The sequence below is a fragment of the Ktedonobacter sp. SOSP1-52 genome, assembly GCF_016587395.1.
In genome coordinates this window covers 1,321,236-1,338,115 of the sequence record NZ_BNJH01000003.1, presented here as the reverse complement: position 1 = coordinate 1,338,115, position 16,880 = coordinate 1,321,236, and the positions used below count along the sequence as shown (strand labels likewise).

The following is a 16,880-nucleotide window of genomic DNA, read 5'->3' as shown; positions in this document are numbered from 1 at the left end:
AAATGAACAAAAATCTGCATAGAACAAATACTTTATACAGAGTATATCATGCTCATCTGGAAGAGAATGGACCCAAAGGCGTCCCAGAGCTTTTTTAGGCGCCAAACGTGGGTAGGACAATAACTTCCTGGCCCGGTTTCAAGGAGATTTGCTGGTTACCAGTATCGCGGATCACTTCGTTGTTGACAAAAATAGTAACGTGCTGCTTTACCTGTCCCTGCTCTGTACACAAACACTCCCAAATACTTGGATGGTGCTGCTTAAGCTGCGCTAATAGCTCTTCGACAGTGCTCGCTTGCAAGGCAATCTGACTCTTCCCACCACTATAGGCGCTCAAGGTAGATGGTAGGCGCAACGTGACCGTTCTTTGTTCTTCAGCCATACATATGTATCCTTGTTTTTGACCTTATTTCTGGCGACGAGGTAGCGAGACAACCCATAGCGCTTATGAAGTACTTGCACAAAGAGTAGCCGCCCCATTCAACAAGGCGAAGTACCTCAATAAAGCCGATTGTCCTTTGACACAGGCTCACTTTTGGAAAAACTTACAGCAAGTATATGGGGAGAAGGCATGAAATGCAAGGGGGGGCACATATAACATGCTAGAGGGTGTCTCTCTACAAAAGTAGAGACACCCTCCAACAATCTGTTCTACGACCACAGAATAAGGTTCTCCGTTATCCAGAACTTAGACAATTATGGACAAGCCATAACTGATGTCTGGTTCCTGCTTCCGCCACCACTGCTGAGGGTCCTCAGTCTGACATGATGTCCACAGGCGTCATTGTTCCCGTGTAACTCACGGTACATGCGAAAATTCTGCTATGCTAATGCGGCAAGGTTATACGCGGCGTTCAAGTCCCGATCCATGACCATGCCACAGTCCTCGCACACAAACACGCGGGTCGCAAGCGTCAGGTCTTCTTTCACCCATCCGCACGCATGACATGTCTTCGATGAGGGTTCCCAACGTGAGGCGAGTTTGACCTGTACACCTGCAAACGCCGCCTTGTAGAGCACTTGACGCTTGAACTCATGCATGCCGACATCCGCTATCGCTCTGGCGAGTTTGCGATTCTTGAGCATCCCTGAGATGTTGAGGTCCTCTAGCACGATCATCGACGGGCGTTCAGCATCGGGCTTGGTTTTCGCTACCAATGCTGAGGTGACGTTGTGCAGGGCGTCTTGACGAACATTGGCAATCCGTGCGTACAATCGCGCTAAGCGGTGTTTGGCTTTTTCGCGGTTCTTCGAGCCTTTCTTTGTACGCGAATGCCGACGAGAAGCCCGTTTTAAGGCCTTGAGCTTCTTGCGGAGGGCCTTGGGATTGGCAAAAGTGCGTCCATCCGAGACCACTGCCAGCATCTTGAGTCCCAGGTCCACGCCAATGACTGGACCAGTTGCCTCTGCTGGTTCGGCTTGCTCGGTCTGGACCACAATGGAAACATACCAGCGTCCAGCCTTTTCGCTGATTGTGGCACTCTTGACCTTCTCATTCATGGGAAGGGAATCACGCTCTTTGAGCCGGAGCAGTCCCAGGCGCGGTAACTGGATCGCATCAGGATAGACCTTCATCGTTCCGGTAAAGCGTGCTGAGCCGATGGCTTTTTTCTTGTTTTTGAGCTTGGGATACCCACACTTGCCGTTCCATTTGCCCTCTTTCTTCAGACGACACTTGCGAAAGAAGTGTTTAAAGGCTTCGTCCAGGTCGCGCAATCCCTCTTGAAAGGCGCATTTTGAGACCTCATACATCCAGGGTGTGGAGGTTTTAAGGGCGTTGATCTCTCGATGCAAGTCAATGGCGGTGGGCGTTTTCTCGCCCGCCTTGTAGGCTTCCTGTTTGCGGCGCAAGCCATAGTTGTAAGCCCAGCGAGCAGCACCGGCATGTTTGCGGCATGCCGTTACTTGCGCATTGTTGAGATCTAGTTCCACCCGGTAGCCTCGACTCACCTGCATGTTACGCATCCTCTTCTTGCATGGCCTGCTCAACGCAGTGCTTCATCTTCTCCGCTCGCCGTTTGGAAGGACGTCGTCCATAGATACGGCTTGCCATACTGGTGATAACGGCAATGAAATCATCGACCAAGTCGTTATCGGTATCACTTGGGAAGATCACCTCGATGCGCCGACCTTGCATCTGCATCAACTGCTCAATATAGTTGAAACCAAAGCGGGTAAGTCGATCCCGATGTTCAATGACCACAATACCAACACTTGGATCGGTAAGCAGCCTCATCAACTTGGGGCGCTTCTCATTGAGTCCCGATGCCAGCTCACTAACGGTCTTCGTCACCTGATAGCCATGTGCGGCAGCATAGTCTTTGAGCCGTTGCATTTGTCGCTCTAAATCCTCTTTCTGATCGGCAGAGGACACACGAGCGTAGAGCGCCACTTGCTTCGTATCTTGCACGGTGGCGGAATCACGAACAATAATGGTTCCGGTATCCAGTTGATAGGCGTCAAGCTTGCCAGCCTTCCACCAACGGAACGCCGTCTTATAGGTGACACCCATTTGTTTCGCATAGGCACTTAATCTCATAGGGATATAATGCCATAAATATCCCTAAATGTCAATATTTTGTTTAGCTATTAAATCACCCTACAGCGCAGCCGAGTCGGCCGCGTCTGTAAACGCCTCACCGGCCAGGTGCTGGCGTAACCACTCCAACACATCCTGTACGGTAGGAAGTGTAACCGCACCCAGGCGCTTGAGTTCTTCAAGCAGCATAGCTCCCTGGCCCCCTGTATAGTCACGCGCCGCCCATGATGGTGAGTGTTCATCTCCAGGAGTAGGAGACACGCAAACGCTCTCCTGAGACTCTGGCGCCTCTAGCAACAGCACCGGAATACCGCTCTGGGCTGCCGCCACAGCCTCTTGCACTAAAGCCAGGTTTCCTGGACCAATCGGCACGGGACAGAGGATCAGCAACGCGACGCGCTGCAAGGCGCGACGGACCCGTTGAAGCGACGCTTCAGATATCGGTGCGTAAGGTTGCTCGGTCACGACTTCGTCAGCCAGGCGCAGCGCAAGGGTATGATCACTATCGCCAACATTTAATGCGCCCGCGCTGAAGGCGTAGTCTTCGTCAGCGAGGGCACGCATCAGCACCTCGCCTGATCCACCTCCGGCGATGACATGGATCCGGGAGTTGACCTCCTTCTGCGGATTTCTGGGTTCCTCGCCCGGCGGCAGAACGCTCAGGTGGACGGAGCCACGCATAATTCCAACCTGCACGGCAACACCATAGACCTTCTTGAGCAGGGCAGGTGCCAGCACCTCCGCTGGAGAGCCATCGGCAACGATTCCACGCTGAAAGAGCAGCAAGCGTGGGAAATAACGCGCCGCCAGGTTCAGGTCATGGATGGCTGCAATCACTGTCACTCCACGCTGCTGGTGCAACCGCTGCACCAGCTCTAAGGTCTCGATCTGGTACCTGATATCCAGGTGAGCCGTTGGCTCATCGAGCAATAAGACAGATGGCTGCTGAGCCAGGGCCATGGCGATCATCACCCGTTGTCGCTCGCCTCCGCTAAGCTCATTAAAGACGCGCTGGGCCAGATCTCCCACGCCAGCGGTCTCCATTGCCTCCTGCACGATTGCATCATCCTCTTTGGTGGAGGAGGCAAAGAACGTGGATTGAAAGGGGGTGCGTCCCATGCTTACCATATGCCCAACGGTAAAGGCAAAGGGCATCTGCAAGTCCTGGGGTACCACTGCCACGCGGCGCGCAACCTCTCGCCGTCCCCAGGCATGCACAGCTCGCCCCTGGAGGAGAACATCTCCACGCTGTGGACGCAGGACGCCACTGAGTAAGCGCAACAAAGTAGTTTTGCCGGCGCCGTTAGGACCTAAAAGAGCAATCATCTCTCCCGAAGAAGCCGCAAGGGAGACATCATATAACAACGCCTGCTCGCTATAGCCAAAGGAGACATGGCGTGCCTCAAGGAGCTGCTGCTGATGTCCATTCTCGAACGCTACCATTGATACTCCCTCCTTCGCCTACGCAACAGAAACAGGAAAAACGGAGCACCAACCAGGGCGGTAAAGACGCCCACAGGGAGCACGGTCGGGGCAATCAGAGTCCGCGCCAGCAAATCCGCGATTACAAGAAAGATCGCGCCCCCCAGCGCTGAGGCGGGCAGCAAAACGCGATGCCGTGGACCAAGTAATAAGCGCATGACATGCGGAGTAACCAGCCCCACAAAGCCAATCAGGCCACTAATAGAGACCGCGGCAGCGGTAATCAGTGAGGCCAGCATAACCAGGAGAAATTTGTAGCCCTCGACATGCAAACCCAGGAAGGCCGCGCTCTCCTCCCCAAGCGCAAAAACATCCAGCACACGCGTCAGGCGCGAGGCCACAAGTAACCCGATGAGGACCAGCAACCCCACCAGCAGAACTTGCCACCAGCCAGTGACCGCGATCCCACCGGAGAGCCAGTTAAACAGCGATTGCAAGGAGAAGTCATTACGTGGGAAGAGCGTCAAAAGCAAGGTCTGCAACGCCACCATCACCGAATTAACGACGACACCCGCCAGCAGCAACGTCACTACAGGAGTCCGACCGCCCACGCGTGCGATACTATAGACAAATAGCACCGTCGCAAGCGCCCCTATAAACGCCAGGATAGCCGTGAGGGGAAAGAAGGTATCATAGAGCGCCGCGACCGGCAAGACAAAGGAGATGGTCGCCCCCAGGGCCGCGCCTGACGAGGTACCGATAAGAAAGGGGTCCGCCAGGGGATTACGCAAAAGCCCCTGAAAAAGGACGCCTGCGACCGCGAGCGCGGCTCCCACCAGGGCCGCTCCCACCACCACGGGCATACGCAACTGCCAGATAATAATTTCGACGCTGGGATCCCAGGTGGGCTGAAAATGAAATAGACCCGTTCCATTCACGATCACCTGTGCAATTGTAACGAGGGGAATAGGTGTCGAGCCAAGGCTGACCGCTAGCAACATTGCAGCTAGCAAAAGGACGATAAGCAGGCCATAGACGACTGCCGATGACCTTCGATGCCCTACAGGAGGCGGCATAGGCAGGCTCTCTTTAGGAGAGACAGGAAAAAGCGTTTTCATGAGATCCTTTTTACACGCGAAGGAACCTCTCTGTCCTGGTCGAATACAGGTATCCTGGCTCCTGGCTTATAGCGCGGCTCTACCTGCCTTCCCATCTGCTAGACAGTGGCATAACCTCTTACGAAGAGGGAGAGCAACTCACCAGTTACAGTAGCGCGACTGCGACGGTTTCACACCATCTTCCCTGCGCATTGCTGCCTGCTTCCATAGGCACACGCCCTTTCACAGCACAACAACACATACTTCTGATCCGAAAACCCTGAGCGCGAAGCGCTAGACACGCAAGTGAAGGCTTGTCCCTGAATGGGGATGGGTTTCGGAATAAGATCATATCGACGAGAACTACGAAAGTACCAGGTTTGATACGAATAATTAAGTATAGGCAATCATTTTTACCTGTGTCAATGCATGAGGTCTCATGCCCGGAAGTAACGTGGGTGCCTGAACTTAGGTACAGTTGACAAGAATCAGGGCAGGCAGGATACTACAACTAGTCAGAAGTAGCCATCCTGGCAGCTGGGAGCAGCGTCATCGCTTTCATGACAGGGAAGAAGAGCCACTACCCGCGTTCAATGAAGAGCCAGCAGGCATGCTTAGCACATATATATGCTTTATGAGGATAAGTTAATGGCATTAGAAAAAATTTTTTTTAGACAGGTAATGGGTCGCTTTGCCACTGGCGTTACCGTCGTCACGACGCGTCATCAAGAGGTTCTGGGCGGCTTAACCGTGAACGCATTCTGCTCCGTCTCGCTTGAGCCGCCCCTGATTCTGATTTGTGTGGATCTCAAAAGTCAAACACTCCCCCTGATTCGCGATAGCAAAGTCTTTGCTGTCAACATGCTGACGCAACAGCAAGAAGAGCTTTCCAACTGCTTTGCCACCTCAAGCCCTGAGCGCTTCGACTTTTTCTGTAACGCGACGCATCATACCGCGGTAACAGGTGCGCCTATTCTCGACAAAACGCTGGCATTCATTGATGCACGCGTCGTCGCGGAATATCCTGGTGGTGATCACAGCATTTTTCTGGGACAGGTCGCGGCAATGGGAACGGCCGAGCGCACACTCTTCGTGGAGGATGGCTTTGACCAGCACTATGATGCAGCCATAGCTAATGGGCAGAATGGCTCTAGCCAGCATGCAGATCCATCTCCACTGCTCTATTATCAAGGGCAATATCGGCATCTTGGAAATCTACAACGCAAGCCAACGCTAACTACGACCGGGACCGCCCATGAAGATGGATCCAACTAATACATTACATTCCAGGCAAGAGGAACTCCAGGTCCTGCAAACACAGATCAAGGCCTGTCGACGCTGCCAGGAGGCAGGCTATATTCCCTGCGCCCAACCTATCGTCAGCGGTCGGGTAGCCGACCAGGTCTTCGTCATTGGACAGGCTCCTGGACACCGCTCAGTCGCCAATAATAAACCCTGGAGTGGTCCGGCAGGTCTTCTTCTCCAACGCTGGCTAGAGCAAGCAGGCTTCCCCGCGGGCTATCTCTATGAGCATGCGTATTTGAGCTCACTCACACACTGTGATCCAGGGAAAAATCCCCGTGGCAATGGCGACCGCAAGCCCTCGCGCCAGGAAACTGAGCTTTGTCGCCCCTTTCTCGACGCCGAACTGCGCCTCGTTCAGCCACGCGTCGTGCTCCTGGTGGGAACCATGGCGATTGAAACTTTTTTTGGAAAAACGAGGCTCGAAGATCTCATTGGCACCTATAGCGAACATCATGGCACTCTCTTCTTGCCCCTTCCTCATCCCTCAGGCGTGAGTCGCTGGCTCAATGATCTCCAGCACCAGCAACTCCTTCAACAGGCATTGCAGTTGCTTGCACAATGGCGCATAGAGTATGAACTATAAGCTAACGCCAAAAGGCACGACTCATCCACATTCGTCATCCGCCCTCTCCTCCTCAGTGAATCGTGCCTTTTTTGATTATGCTTCTTGCTTGTAGCAGTGCGCTGCAAACAGGCTACTCTTTCGCCCGCTCGCGCATATGATACTCATGCACGCCCTTCTTAAGTGTTCCTAGCGCCAGAGTAGCACAGGTCGGGCGCGTCATGACCAGTTCGCGCCCAAGCTGATCCATCAGGTCCTCAAAGCTAAGGGCCTCAATCTCTTCAGGGGTCAACCCCTCAACCAGCTCAGTGACATACGAGGCTGCGGCCCGACTGATGGTGCAACCCTCGCCCTCCCAGCCAATATCCTCCAGCTTGCCATCCTGCCCAAAACGAGCTTGCATAGTGATCACGTCGGCACAACCAGGATTACCGCCGCTCAGGCTAACATCTGGTTGCTCTACAGCATGATTGTGGCGCGGATTTTCGTAGTGATCAAGCAGAAACTCAATCGCCTCTTGACGATCCATGTAGGAAGCCTCCTTGGGACTGAAACAGGCTCTTTGGGTTGCCTGCTCCTTGCATCTATCTTGCAACGCAAAGAGCAGCGATACCCGCCTCTGGGGGAGAGACGCGGCCCTCTCCACTTTGCTGGCTATCGCTACTCCCTGCAATAATTTATGGCTTATACCTTCTTGTTATCGGCTTACTGCTCTATTTCTCGATAGGAGAGCGCACCAGGTTTCCCCACTCGGTCCAGGAACCATCATAGTTGCGTACACGAGGATAGCCCAGCAGCCTGGTCAGCACGAACCAGGTATAGGCGGAGCGCTCGCCGATGCGGCAGTAGGTCACGACCTCGGCATCGGGTGTGACATCCTTGCTGCCATAAATCTGGCGTAGCTCCTCAGCTGACTTAAAGGTGCCATCGGCGTTGGCTGCTGTGCCCCAGGGAATGCTCTTCGCACCAGGGATATGTCCACCACGCTGCGCGCCCTCCTGGGGATAGTTGACCATGTGAATAAGTTCGCCCGTGTACTCCTGTGGTGAACGTACATCCACCAGGCGACGTCCAGGATTTTTGAGGCCAGCCAGCACATCTTCGCGATAGGCACGAAGTGTCTCATCGGCAGGCTGCGCATGATAGGTAGAAGGAGTTATCTGCGGCACCGCTTTGGTCTGAGGACGCTTCTCGGCCTCCCACTTTGTGCGGCCACCGTTCATAATCTTCATCTTCGTATGCCCATACATCGAGAAGAGCCAGAATGAATAGCAGGCATACCAGTTGTTCTTGTCACCGTACAGCACAATCGTGGTATCATTGGTAATGCCCCAGCGGCTCATCAAGCGCTCAAATTCCTGCTGATCAACAAAATCGCGCGAGAGTCTATCCTGCACATCCACATGCCAGTCAAGCTTCACCGCCCTGGAATGTGACCAATCTCGTACAGCAAGACATCTTCATCAGCCTCGATAATGCGAATTGAGTCATCCTCTAGATGCTCAGCAACCCAACTTGTCTCAACCAATACCTCTGGATGCGCGTACCCGGAGGCCGCATTTACAGCCGCACTAGTCTGTTCTGTTCCTGACATATGTCAAACCCTTCCTCAAAATACCTATAAAATCTATAGCAAACGCTTCAAGCTTCCTCTCAGAAACCCTGAGCGCGGAGCGCTAGCCACGAGAGTGGCGCGTGCCCCCAAATGGGGGTTAGTTTCTGTATGAGAATACAATGGTTGCCATAGGATGAAACGTCTCAAAGCATGCCCGATAACGTCCATACATTACCAGGGATAACAAAATGGACACTCGTTATATTCTACTATCCAACTCGGAATTAAACAAGTCGTTATGTGTACCCCGAAAGAGATGCTCAAGACGTTCGGCCAGAGCGGTGTTCCGTAGTGCCACCCGGTCGTTACGGACTGCCATCTCCAGCGCCTGCGGCTGCCCTATGATGACACAAAATCGCTTGGCACGCGTAATTGCTGTATATAACAAATTTCGCTGGAGCAGCATACGATGCTCACGATAAAGCGGCAAAATCACCACGGGATACTCACTCCCCTGACTCTTATGCACGGTCACCGCGTAGGCCAACACCACTTCGTCCAACTCATGAAAGGCATAGCTGACAAAAAGCGGTCCTGCCTCCTCTACAAACTCAACTTTGACCGTGGAGTTCTCCTTATCAATGGCGCGTATCCAGCCCACGTCGCCATTGAAAACGCCCTTATCATAGTCATTGCGCGTCTGCATGACCTTGTCACCAATACGAAAGACACGGTCTCCCCATTCAACCTGGACATGCGTATTGAGATTCAGGCTCTCCTGTAGCTTCTCGTTGAGCAAGGTGACACCCATGGCTCCCTTGTACATGGGAGAGAGCACCTGGATGTCTGTCAGGGAGTGAAAGTTATAGCGCGCAGGCAAACGGCGCTTTACCAGGTCAATCAGCAGGTGTTGACCACGTGCCGGGTCCTCCTCGTGCATAAAAAAGAAGTCACTGTGTGGCTCGACCTTGAGCGAGGGAATCTGCCCATTGTTGATCTGGTGAGCGCTCACGATGATCTTGCTTTGCTGGGCCTGGCGAAAGAGTTCCGTCAGGCGTACCACGGGAATAACCTCGCTTCTGAGCAGATCGCGCAACACGTTGCCTGGTCCCACGGATGGTAGTTGGTCCGCGTCACCAACAAGCAGGAGATGGGCATTGCGCGGCAGGGCTTTGAGGAGATGGTAGAACAGCAAGATATCGACCATGGAGAACTCATCGACGATCACAAATTGATGTGGCAGGGGATGGTCTTCGTTGCGCTGATAGCTATTATCATGCGGGGTATATTCCAGCAGGCGATGCAGCGTCTTGGCCTCAAGACTTGTGCCCTGGGTGCCAGTCGCCTCGCTCAGGCGCTTGGCAGCCCGGCCCGTGGGCGCTGCCAGGGCCACATCAACTTTTCGATTGCGGAGCAGCATCAGCAGCGCCCGAATAGAGGTTGATTTGCCAGTACCAGGGCCACCAGTCAGAATGGAAACCTTCTGTGTATAGGCCTGCTGTACCGCCTGGCGTTGCGTGTCCGTTAGAAGCATATTGCGCCGCTGTTTGAGCAACTGGAAGACGTTCTCCCAGAGTTGCTGGGAGACCGGTGGCAGGTGACTGGGCGCCTGCATCTGAGACTTCAACAGGCGCGCAGAGCCATTTTCAGCATACCAGAAGGGAGCGTAATAGACGTGAGCCTGGGAAGCTGATGATTCCTCAAGCAGGCTCTCATGGTTTATTGAGTGCTTCGCGGCTTGAAGATCCTGGTGAGCGGGTTCAAGAAAGAGATCCTTGTCGTCGCGCGAGGCTTGTAGAGCATGGTCAAGCGTTTCTGGCGCAATACGCAACTCATCGGAGGCCCGCAACAGCAAATCACGCTCGGTCAGGAAACAGTGCCCATCCTCATTGGCGGCCTGGGCCAGCACATATTTCAAGCCCGAGGCTAGGCGCGCGACACTATCAGCAGGTAGCCCTAGTTTCAGGGCGATCTCGTCCGCCGTGCGGAACCCGATGCCATACACATCCTCAGATAATTGATAAGGATTCGCGCGAATTACTTGAATCGCTTCGCGGCCATATTGCTTATACACACGTGTTGCTAGATTGATGGAGACCTCGTGCGACTGCAAAAAGAGGTGCAGCTCCTTGATCTCGCTCTGCTCCAGCCAGGTATGGATAATCTGATTGCGGTCACGCAGGCTCAAACCCTTCACCTCGCCGAGACGCTCTGGCTGCTGCTCAAGGATGGCCAGTGTCTGCTCGCCAAAGTGATCAACAATCAAGCCCGCCTTCTTTGGTCCAATGCCCTTGACCAGGCCCGAACTCAGGTAGCGGAGAATACCCTCAGGCGATGAGGGGAGACGCTGGGTAAAGTTCGTCACACGCAGCTGGCGCCCATAGCGCGGATCGTGCTCCCACTCCCCCTCAAGCGATAACAACTCGCCGACATGTACACCAGGCAAGACGCCCACAATGGTTGTCAAATCGTCCCGAAATAATTTGTTGCTGTTGAGACGAAAACGCGCGACCATATAGTGGTTATCTTCGTTACGAAAGACGATATTTTCTACAGACCCTTCAAGCGTTGCCATACAAACCTATTCCACATTGCCCGCTGGTTTGCGGTATCTAGAGTAAGCAATCAGTGCAAACATCCTTCTCTTTCTACACCCCTATCTTAGCACAGGGGAAGGAGCATTTATACACTGCTAACAAAAGCGTCATTTATGCCTATACGCATTGTTGCTATATTTAGCTACGTTGTTGTGAGAAAGGATGACTTAGGATATAATAGCTAATGCATCCCTTACCCACAGCGACACCCTGTCCTTGTATTGCATCACTCTACTTGCCATTACGGCAGATCGCAAGTGAACAGTTTGTTATGAGTGGAAAACCCAGCGGAAAAGTGACATATCGTCAACAGTACACGCGGTGTGGAAAAGAACGCTGCCGGAAATGCCGAGAAGGTGCAGGTCACGGCCCCTACTGGTATGCCTACTGGAGTGAAAAAGGGCGTACAGTCAGCCGCTATATCGGCGCGAAACTGCCACCAGAGATCGCACTAGAGCTCGCACACGCAAAGGACACTCCACTAGAGACCCCTGCTCTTCCATCTTCCTCAGATCTATCCCAGGCAGAACCAGTTCTTCGGGTATATCTGCTTGGGCAGTATCGCATCATGCGTAAACAAGGTGACGCCTGGGAACCAGTAGAGAGCCGTACCTGGCATCGTAAACGCGCACGCTCCCTGCTAGGCTATCTGCTGAGCAGCCCAGGTCGTAGAATGCATCGCGAACAGATCAGATATCATCTCTGGCCTGACCTGGAGGCTGAGATTGCCGCAAATCGCCTCAATGGTGCCGTTCATGAGCTACGCCAGATATTGGAGCCTGACCTGGAGCGCCCCGCCACTTCGCGTATGCTCCGCCTCGAGCGCGACATTTTAGAGCTTGCCGATAGCTCACGCATCTGGGTTGATGCCGAGGCCTTTGAGCAGCGCGTCAAGGAGGCCAGCGCAGCCACAGACCAGGAGATAGCTCTGCAACGGCTAGAAGAGGCCGCAAACCTCTATGCAGGGAGCTATTTACTGGAAGAACTCTATTCCGAGTGGGCCACGCCACGGCGGGATGCTTTACAGCGGACCTGGGTAGGTATGTTGCTACGCCTGGCCCAACTCTATATCGCAGAAGAAAAGCCCATCAATGCCATTGAGGCGCTGGACCGTTTACGCACCGTCGAACCGACCAATGAGATCGCGCTCCAACGCCTGATGATCTTGCTTACACATATGGATCGCCGTGGGGAGGCGCTACAAGCCTATATTCAGCATGTTAAGTTATTAGAAAATGAATATGAGGGCGAGCCACTCCCTGAGACTACAGAGCTCTATGAGGCCCTTCTCAAGGGGCAAGTTCCTCTCCTTGCTGGGAACACCTCTCCCCCTATGCCTGCGGTACCTGCTTCCCCTACATCGGGCATACCCAGGCCAGAGGCAGCTCCCCAGCAAGAGCCAGCCACCATGGCCCATGTACTCCATACGCTCACAGCTACCTCGACCTTACATTTCGCGCGCCCATCCTTCCAGCTGAGCCGCCACAATCGAAGTCCCTTAATTGGCCGCGGACACGAACAGGAGATACTGCGCAACGTTATGCACGCCATTACAAGCGCAGAACCGCAGTTAGTCTTCGTAGAGGCATCCTCCCTTCCTCTCGCACAGACTCAACCACTACGGCGTGTCCCACATTTCCTCATGCTTCAAGGCGAGGCTGGTATTGGGAAGACACGCCTGGCAGAGGAGCTAAGCCTGGAAGCCTACACCCAGGGCTGGACCGTCGCCTGGAGCCGCTCCTTTGAACAAGAAATTACGATTCCCTATCGCCCCTGGATCGAGTTGCTCCGCACACTCCTGCAAAGCATTCCAGAGCTTGCTCCCATCTATGCAGATTCCCCCTATCATACACTTGAACCAGCAACCTCAGAGCCTCTCAAACTCTCATTACACCTGGAACAGCTCAGTACACTCCTGCCTGAGCTTTCACAGATTACGCCTCTCACCAATCCCAGTCCGCCACCCTCGGCGATTTCACTTGAACAGGATCGCCTGCACCTGTGGGAATCCACCTTACACCTCCTTGAGAGCTTAAGCCAGGTGGCACCGCTCCTCCTGGTCCTGGATGATCTTCACTGGGCGGACGATAGCAGCCTGGACCTGCTCACGTATCTTATTCATCACTTCCGCCAACAGCATATCCTCGTCATCGCTACCTGTCGCGACAAAGAGCTCACCGCCCAGCATAAAATTCGGACGATGAATGCGGACCTCTGCCGGGAACAGGCCCTGGTCAATCTCCCGATCGCCCCGCTCTCTAGCGACCAGATCGGAACGCTTGTCTCCTACCTGCCTCGAGACCTGGTGCATACGATTCAACAGCAGGCAGCCGGCAATCCTTTTTTCGCCGAGGAGCTTGCTCGCTTCGTAACTATTCCCATAAGCAAACACGCCCTCTCAGGATCACCAGACGCCCTCCTCAAAGGGGCCTCCTTACAGCCTACGCTGCAACAGGACATCAGAGGAGAGCTCGCTAGCTCAGCCCTACCAGAGGGCATCTTTGCCGTCCTTGAACGCCGCCTCCATAGGCTAAGCACCAACTGCCGTTCACTGCTTAACAGGGCCGCTGTGCTTGGTGGCTCCTTTGAGCTGAATCTGCTGCTACCAATGGCAAGCGAGCACAGTGAGGACATGATTCTAGATCTCCTCGACGAGGCATTGCAGGCGGGACTGTTGACGGAAGAGGGGAATGGGGCGCATATTACCTATCACTTCTGGCATCCGCTTATCATCAGTCATCTCTATGAGCGCCTCTCAGCGGCACGGCGAGCGCAGTTTCATCGGCGTGCGGTTGAAGCGATTAAGAGCGCCAATAGTATGGCCCCCCAGGAGAAGTTGGCGGCCGATATTCTCTACCATCTTATACGTGGTGGCGGCGAGATCAGGCAGATTGGCCATTATGCTGAATTAGCTGGCCATCACGCCTATGCCCTGGCAGCTTATCCCGAGGCGCAAAACTTTTATCGCCAGGTTCTCTATGCCATTGCCTATATGCCTATTCATGAGGCCGAGACCGAAGACATTGTGCACCAGATAGGCCATATCGCCTCGCGCACTCTGGAGAAAGCGGTTGAAGACCCGCTCCGTGTGTGCCGCGTCCTTGAGCGTATCGCCGAGTGCAATCTGGTTTTAGGGAATTATGAGGTCGCACGTGCATGCTATCATAGCATACTCTCGATCCGCACCGACTATAGTTTTATGCAACGTGCCTATCCCTCCCATATGCCACAAGCAGACCAGGCCTATCAGGAAGCTCAGATTCGCGCCCTCCTCTGGCGCATGATCGGCTATACCTGGTCATCCTCCGGAAATTATCGCCTGGCCCAGGAGTGCTTTATTCGAGGACGCGTTGTGATGCAAGAAGCAGGCATTATTAGCGGAATAACCTGGGCAAGTCTTCAATCGCAGTACGCGGCCCTGCTACGCTTACTCGGACATTTTGAGGAAGCTCAGCGCTTACTACAAGAAGCTCTGGAGATTCTCTCAGCGGCAATTCCGCTGGCGGGGCAGAGGCAGCACGATGGCTACTGGCTGCCCGGTATATATCCCTATTCACTATCTACATCCTCCGAAGCGCCACAGATAGTGCAACCACAGACCCGCATTGAGCGCGCGCTAAGTGGTGATCCAGTCGAGCTGGGTTACGCCTATGAGCGGCTGGGTACCGTCGAAATATGCATGGGAGATACTCAGGAAAGCCTGTGCCACCTGTTTCAATCGCTTGAGATTTTTGAACAGGCTGGACTGGTCTCCCACCAGACTGTCACCTGCAACAATATTGGCGCCGTCTATATGCTCAGGCGTGAGCATAATGAAGCGCGTAAGTACTTGCGACGCGCGGTTGAGCTGGCCGAACGCATTGAAGAGCTGCCCATCGTGGCCCTGGGCCTGGGCAATCTTGGCGAGCTTTCACATCAGAATGGAGACCTGCTGGAGGCCGAGCAGTTGCTGCTCCGCTGTATCGCCACATGCGAGCAAGTCAAGAACGACGATAACCTCAACTGGTTTACGCTTGAAATGGCAGGCATCCAAATCGATAAAGGGGACCTGGATAGGGCACGTACCTATCTGCTGCAAGCGCTGCGTATCAGTCGTGGCATCAAAAGTACACGTAACGCTCGCTATGCGCTCCTCAAGCTAGGCGAACTGCGCCTACATCAGGCCAACGCCTTTCACCCAGGGCAGCCACAATCACCCTCTACGCCACAAGAACAACGCCTGCTACGCCAGGTGTCCCAGACACTCCAGCGCGCGGTCACCCCCCAGAATCAAGAGGAGATCGAACGTGAAATGCTTCTGGAGGGCAACTTTCTCCTGGCAAAGCTGCACTTCGTGCGTGGCGATTGGGCCACAGCCACCCGGCTAGCACACTCAATACTAGAACAGGCCCAGGATAATCAGATACAGACCGCTCTTGAGCGTGCCTACTGCCTGCTTGGGCAGATCGAGAGTACACGCCAGAACTATGCCCAGAGTGATCACTACTTTGCACAGGCACTACAGCTCTGTCAGGAGCATCAGCTACGCCTGGACTATGCCCGAACCCTGGCCAGCCACGGCTTCTCACTGCTCCAACGCTCCCCTCAGCCAGGCCTGACCCAGAGCACAACAGAGCAGGCATTGGTCGCTCTTCATCAGGCCCGAGACCTCTTTGCCAGCAGCCACGCCACGCGTGATCTTTTTGCAATCGAGCAACTACTAACGTCTCTAGAGTATAGTTCCAAACCACAAAGCGCTGTCTCACGAGATTAAGCGTTCTATTGACCGCTTGATTTCACGAGACAAGGCTTGTCCTTTGGCTTCGTGAGGGGAACGACAATCCTCACTGGATGGACTACCAGGGATGCAAGCACCCCTTTACCATCCTCTACCCCCTTTGGCCCGAAGGCATCAGGGGCTACTTTCCGTATGATGTTACCAGCGCCGTTGATATCAGCGTTGAGCGCGCATGCATTGGATGCGCGGTAGAGTCCGCGCTTGACGCGCTTCCCGCTGAACGTGTGCTTCTCCTTGTCATTATTCGGGTCATGAACCGGCAATGGGTCCAGGTCGAGCAGGCTGGCTTTTGACGTGTAGGATTCTTCGGTGATCTCTACACGAATACCAACCAGGTGCGCCTTGTAGGTCAACATGGCAATAAAGCGAGCGTGCGGAATCTGGACAAAGTGTTGATTGTTCCGCTTCCCCAGGTTCGCCTCTTGCTTCCAGCCATCATTCTTGCCGATGCACAACACTCCGATCTGTTCTTTCACCAACAGGTCAATAATTCGCTTGCTGACAGTGTGCATGTAGTGGTCGATGCGCCTGGTCCGCTTGTTCGTCATGCGCTCCATACGCCTGGTTGTGCCTGTGTGACCGAGCTTGCTCTGAAGTTCTGCTTTCCGCTTGTTGTAGAATTGGTTCACGCTTTTTACTGGACGCCCGTTAACAAGGACTGACCGAAAGCCAGGTTTGTTTGAAGTTAGCGCTACCAGATTATTCATGCCAATGTCTATGCCAGCGTAGTAGGCAGGGTTCACATCAGCCTGCTTGACTTCTTTCTTGTAGATTACCTCGACCACGTAAAAGCCCTTGCGTGGAACGATACGGACTTGATTGATGGCCTTCTGCTTTGTTTGCACTTCGATAGGAAGCATAGAAGGTTTGATTATGCCGCGCTTTAAGCCCTTCTTGCCTTGGCTCAGAGCCTGAATGGTGTAGACCAGGATGTTACGCCCCTCTGTCTTGTGTTTGTCGGGTAAGGGAGCCTGGGTCGCCCCATCTCCCTCCCCTAAGAACCGCACGTGACAGTTACCCATCATG

11 protein-coding genes, 1 pseudogene and 1 riboswitch are annotated in these 16,880 nt (G+C 54.0%); of the genes and pseudogenes, 3 read left to right on the top strand and 9 right to left on the bottom strand.

Annotated features, from left to right (window positions below; all coding sequences use genetic code 11):
* Nucleotides 1–94: 94 nt before the first annotated feature.
* From JMJ16_RS31140 to JMJ16_RS31120, 5 genes are all read right to left on the bottom strand, one after another.
* Nucleotides 95–382 carry a MoaD/ThiS family protein gene (locus tag JMJ16_RS31140; protein WP_201371880.1) on the bottom strand — a complete coding sequence of 96 codons (288 nt, stop codon included), beginning with the start codon at nucleotides 380–382 and terminating at the stop codon, nucleotides 95–97.
* Nucleotides 383–822: 440 nt separating this feature from the next.
* Nucleotides 823–1,956 (bottom strand): RNA-guided endonuclease TnpB family protein, encoded by a 1,134-nt coding sequence (locus JMJ16_RS31135; RefSeq protein WP_201387932.1) that lies wholly within the window; start codon nucleotides 1,954–1,956, stop codon nucleotides 823–825.
* Nucleotide 1,957: 1 nt separating this feature from the next.
* A complete protein-coding gene (locus JMJ16_RS31130; RefSeq protein ID WP_236601752.1) occupies nucleotides 1,958–2,539 on the bottom strand; it encodes an IS607 family transposase in 582 nt (193 codons plus the stop codon).
* Between the two features lie 60 nt (nucleotides 2,540–2,599).
* Entirely contained in the window at nucleotides 2,600–3,982 is a 1,383-nt protein-coding gene (locus tag JMJ16_RS31125; RefSeq protein ID WP_201387931.1) for an ABC transporter ATP-binding protein, read from the bottom strand.
* The gene (locus JMJ16_RS31120) at nucleotides 3,976–5,079 is read right to left on the bottom strand and encodes an iron ABC transporter permease (protein WP_201387930.1); all 1,104 of its coding nucleotides are present in this window, start codon (nucleotides 5,077–5,079) and stop codon (nucleotides 3,976–3,978) included. The genes JMJ16_RS31125 and JMJ16_RS31120 overlap by 7 nt, the downstream gene beginning before the upstream one ends.
* A 47-nt stretch (nucleotides 5,080–5,126) precedes the next feature.
* Nucleotides 5,127–5,265: riboswitch (cobalamin riboswitch) on the bottom strand.
* Nucleotides 5,266–5,706: 441 nt separating this feature from the next.
* Between JMJ16_RS31120 and JMJ16_RS31115 the strand changes: the two genes are divergently transcribed.
* Together JMJ16_RS31115 and JMJ16_RS31110 are read left to right on the top strand one after the other, a co-directional pair.
* Nucleotides 5,707–6,333, top strand: a complete 627-nt coding sequence (locus tag JMJ16_RS31115) for a flavin reductase family protein (RefSeq protein ID WP_201387929.1) — start codon at nucleotides 5,707–5,709, stop codon at nucleotides 6,331–6,333.
* Nucleotides 6,314–6,946: a uracil-DNA glycosylase family protein gene (locus JMJ16_RS31110; RefSeq protein WP_201387927.1), complete on the top strand. Its 633-nt coding sequence runs from the start codon at nucleotides 6,314–6,316 to the stop codon at nucleotides 6,944–6,946. The genes JMJ16_RS31115 and JMJ16_RS31110 overlap by 20 nt, the downstream gene beginning before the upstream one ends.
* A gap of 112 nt (nucleotides 6,947–7,058) precedes the next feature.
* Here JMJ16_RS31110 and JMJ16_RS31105 read toward each other — a convergent pair whose 3' ends face one another.
* The 3 genes and pseudogenes from JMJ16_RS31105 to JMJ16_RS31095 all read right to left on the bottom strand — a co-directional run bounded on the left by JMJ16_RS31105 (nucleotide 7,059) and on the right by JMJ16_RS31095 (nucleotide 11,055).
* Nucleotides 7,059–7,454, bottom strand: a complete 396-nt coding sequence (locus JMJ16_RS31105; protein WP_201371875.1) for an iron-sulfur cluster assembly scaffold protein — start codon at nucleotides 7,452–7,454, stop codon at nucleotides 7,059–7,061.
* 184 nt (nucleotides 7,455–7,638) lie between these two features.
* Nucleotides 7,639–8,519, bottom strand: a pseudogene (locus JMJ16_RS31100) (sulfurtransferase).
* 220 nt (nucleotides 8,520–8,739) lie between these two features.
* Nucleotides 8,740–11,055 carry an ATP-dependent RecD-like DNA helicase gene (locus tag JMJ16_RS31095; protein WP_201387924.1) on the bottom strand — a complete coding sequence of 772 codons (2,316 nt, stop codon included), beginning with the start codon at nucleotides 11,053–11,055 and terminating at the stop codon, nucleotides 8,740–8,742.
* A gap of 293 nt (nucleotides 11,056–11,348) precedes the next feature.
* Between JMJ16_RS31095 and JMJ16_RS31090 the strand changes: the two genes are divergently transcribed.
* Entirely contained in the window at nucleotides 11,349–15,830 is a 4,482-nt protein-coding gene (locus JMJ16_RS31090; protein WP_201387922.1) for a DUF6788 family protein, read from the top strand.
* Nucleotides 15,831–15,835: 5 nt separating this feature from the next.
* Here the strand turns inward: JMJ16_RS31090 and JMJ16_RS31085 are convergent, their stop codons facing one another.
* The gene (locus JMJ16_RS31085) at nucleotides 15,836–16,879 is read right to left on the bottom strand and encodes an RNA-guided endonuclease TnpB family protein (RefSeq protein ID WP_201387920.1); all 1,044 of its coding nucleotides are present in this window, start codon (nucleotides 16,877–16,879) and stop codon (nucleotides 15,836–15,838) included.
* Between the last annotated feature and the right edge of the window lies 1 nt (nucleotide 16,880).

What these genes read in the sequence shown, in the direction of transcription:
- JMJ16_RS31130 (WP_236601752.1), bottom strand. Translation starts at nt 2,539, where the DNA reads ATGAGATTAAGTGCCTATGCGAAACAAATGGGTGTCACCTATAAGACG.
- JMJ16_RS31135 (WP_201387932.1), bottom strand. Translation starts at nt 1,956, where the DNA reads ATGCAGGTGAGTCGAGGCTACCGGGTGGAACTAGATCTCAACAATGCG.
- JMJ16_RS31110 (WP_201387927.1), top strand. Translation starts at nt 6,314, where the DNA reads ATGAAGATGGATCCAACTAATACATTACATTCCAGGCAAGAGGAACTC.
- JMJ16_RS31105 (WP_201371875.1), bottom strand. Translation starts at nt 7,454, where the DNA reads ATGGATCGTCAAGAGGCGATTGAGTTTCTGCTTGATCACTACGAAAAT.
- JMJ16_RS31140 (WP_201371880.1), bottom strand. Translation starts at nt 382, where the DNA reads ATGGCTGAAGAACAAAGAACGGTCACGTTGCGCCTACCATCTACCTTG.
- JMJ16_RS31120 (WP_201387930.1), bottom strand. Translation starts at nt 5,079, where the DNA reads ATGAAAACGCTTTTTCCTGTCTCTCCTAAAGAGAGCCTGCCTATGCCG.
- JMJ16_RS31090 (WP_201387922.1), top strand. Translation starts at nt 11,349, where the DNA reads ATGAGTGGAAAACCCAGCGGAAAAGTGACATATCGTCAACAGTACACG.
- JMJ16_RS31085 (WP_201387920.1), bottom strand. Translation starts at nt 16,879, where the DNA reads ATGATGGGTAACTGTCACGTGCGGTTCTTAGGGGAGGGAGATGGGGCG.
- JMJ16_RS31115 (WP_201387929.1), top strand. Translation starts at nt 5,707, where the DNA reads ATGGCATTAGAAAAAATTTTTTTTAGACAGGTAATGGGTCGCTTTGCC.
- JMJ16_RS31095 (WP_201387924.1), bottom strand. Translation starts at nt 11,055, where the DNA reads ATGGCAACGCTTGAAGGGTCTGTAGAAAATATCGTCTTTCGTAACGAA.
- JMJ16_RS31125 (WP_201387931.1), bottom strand. Translation starts at nt 3,982, where the DNA reads ATGGTAGCGTTCGAGAATGGACATCAGCAGCAGCTCCTTGAGGCACGC.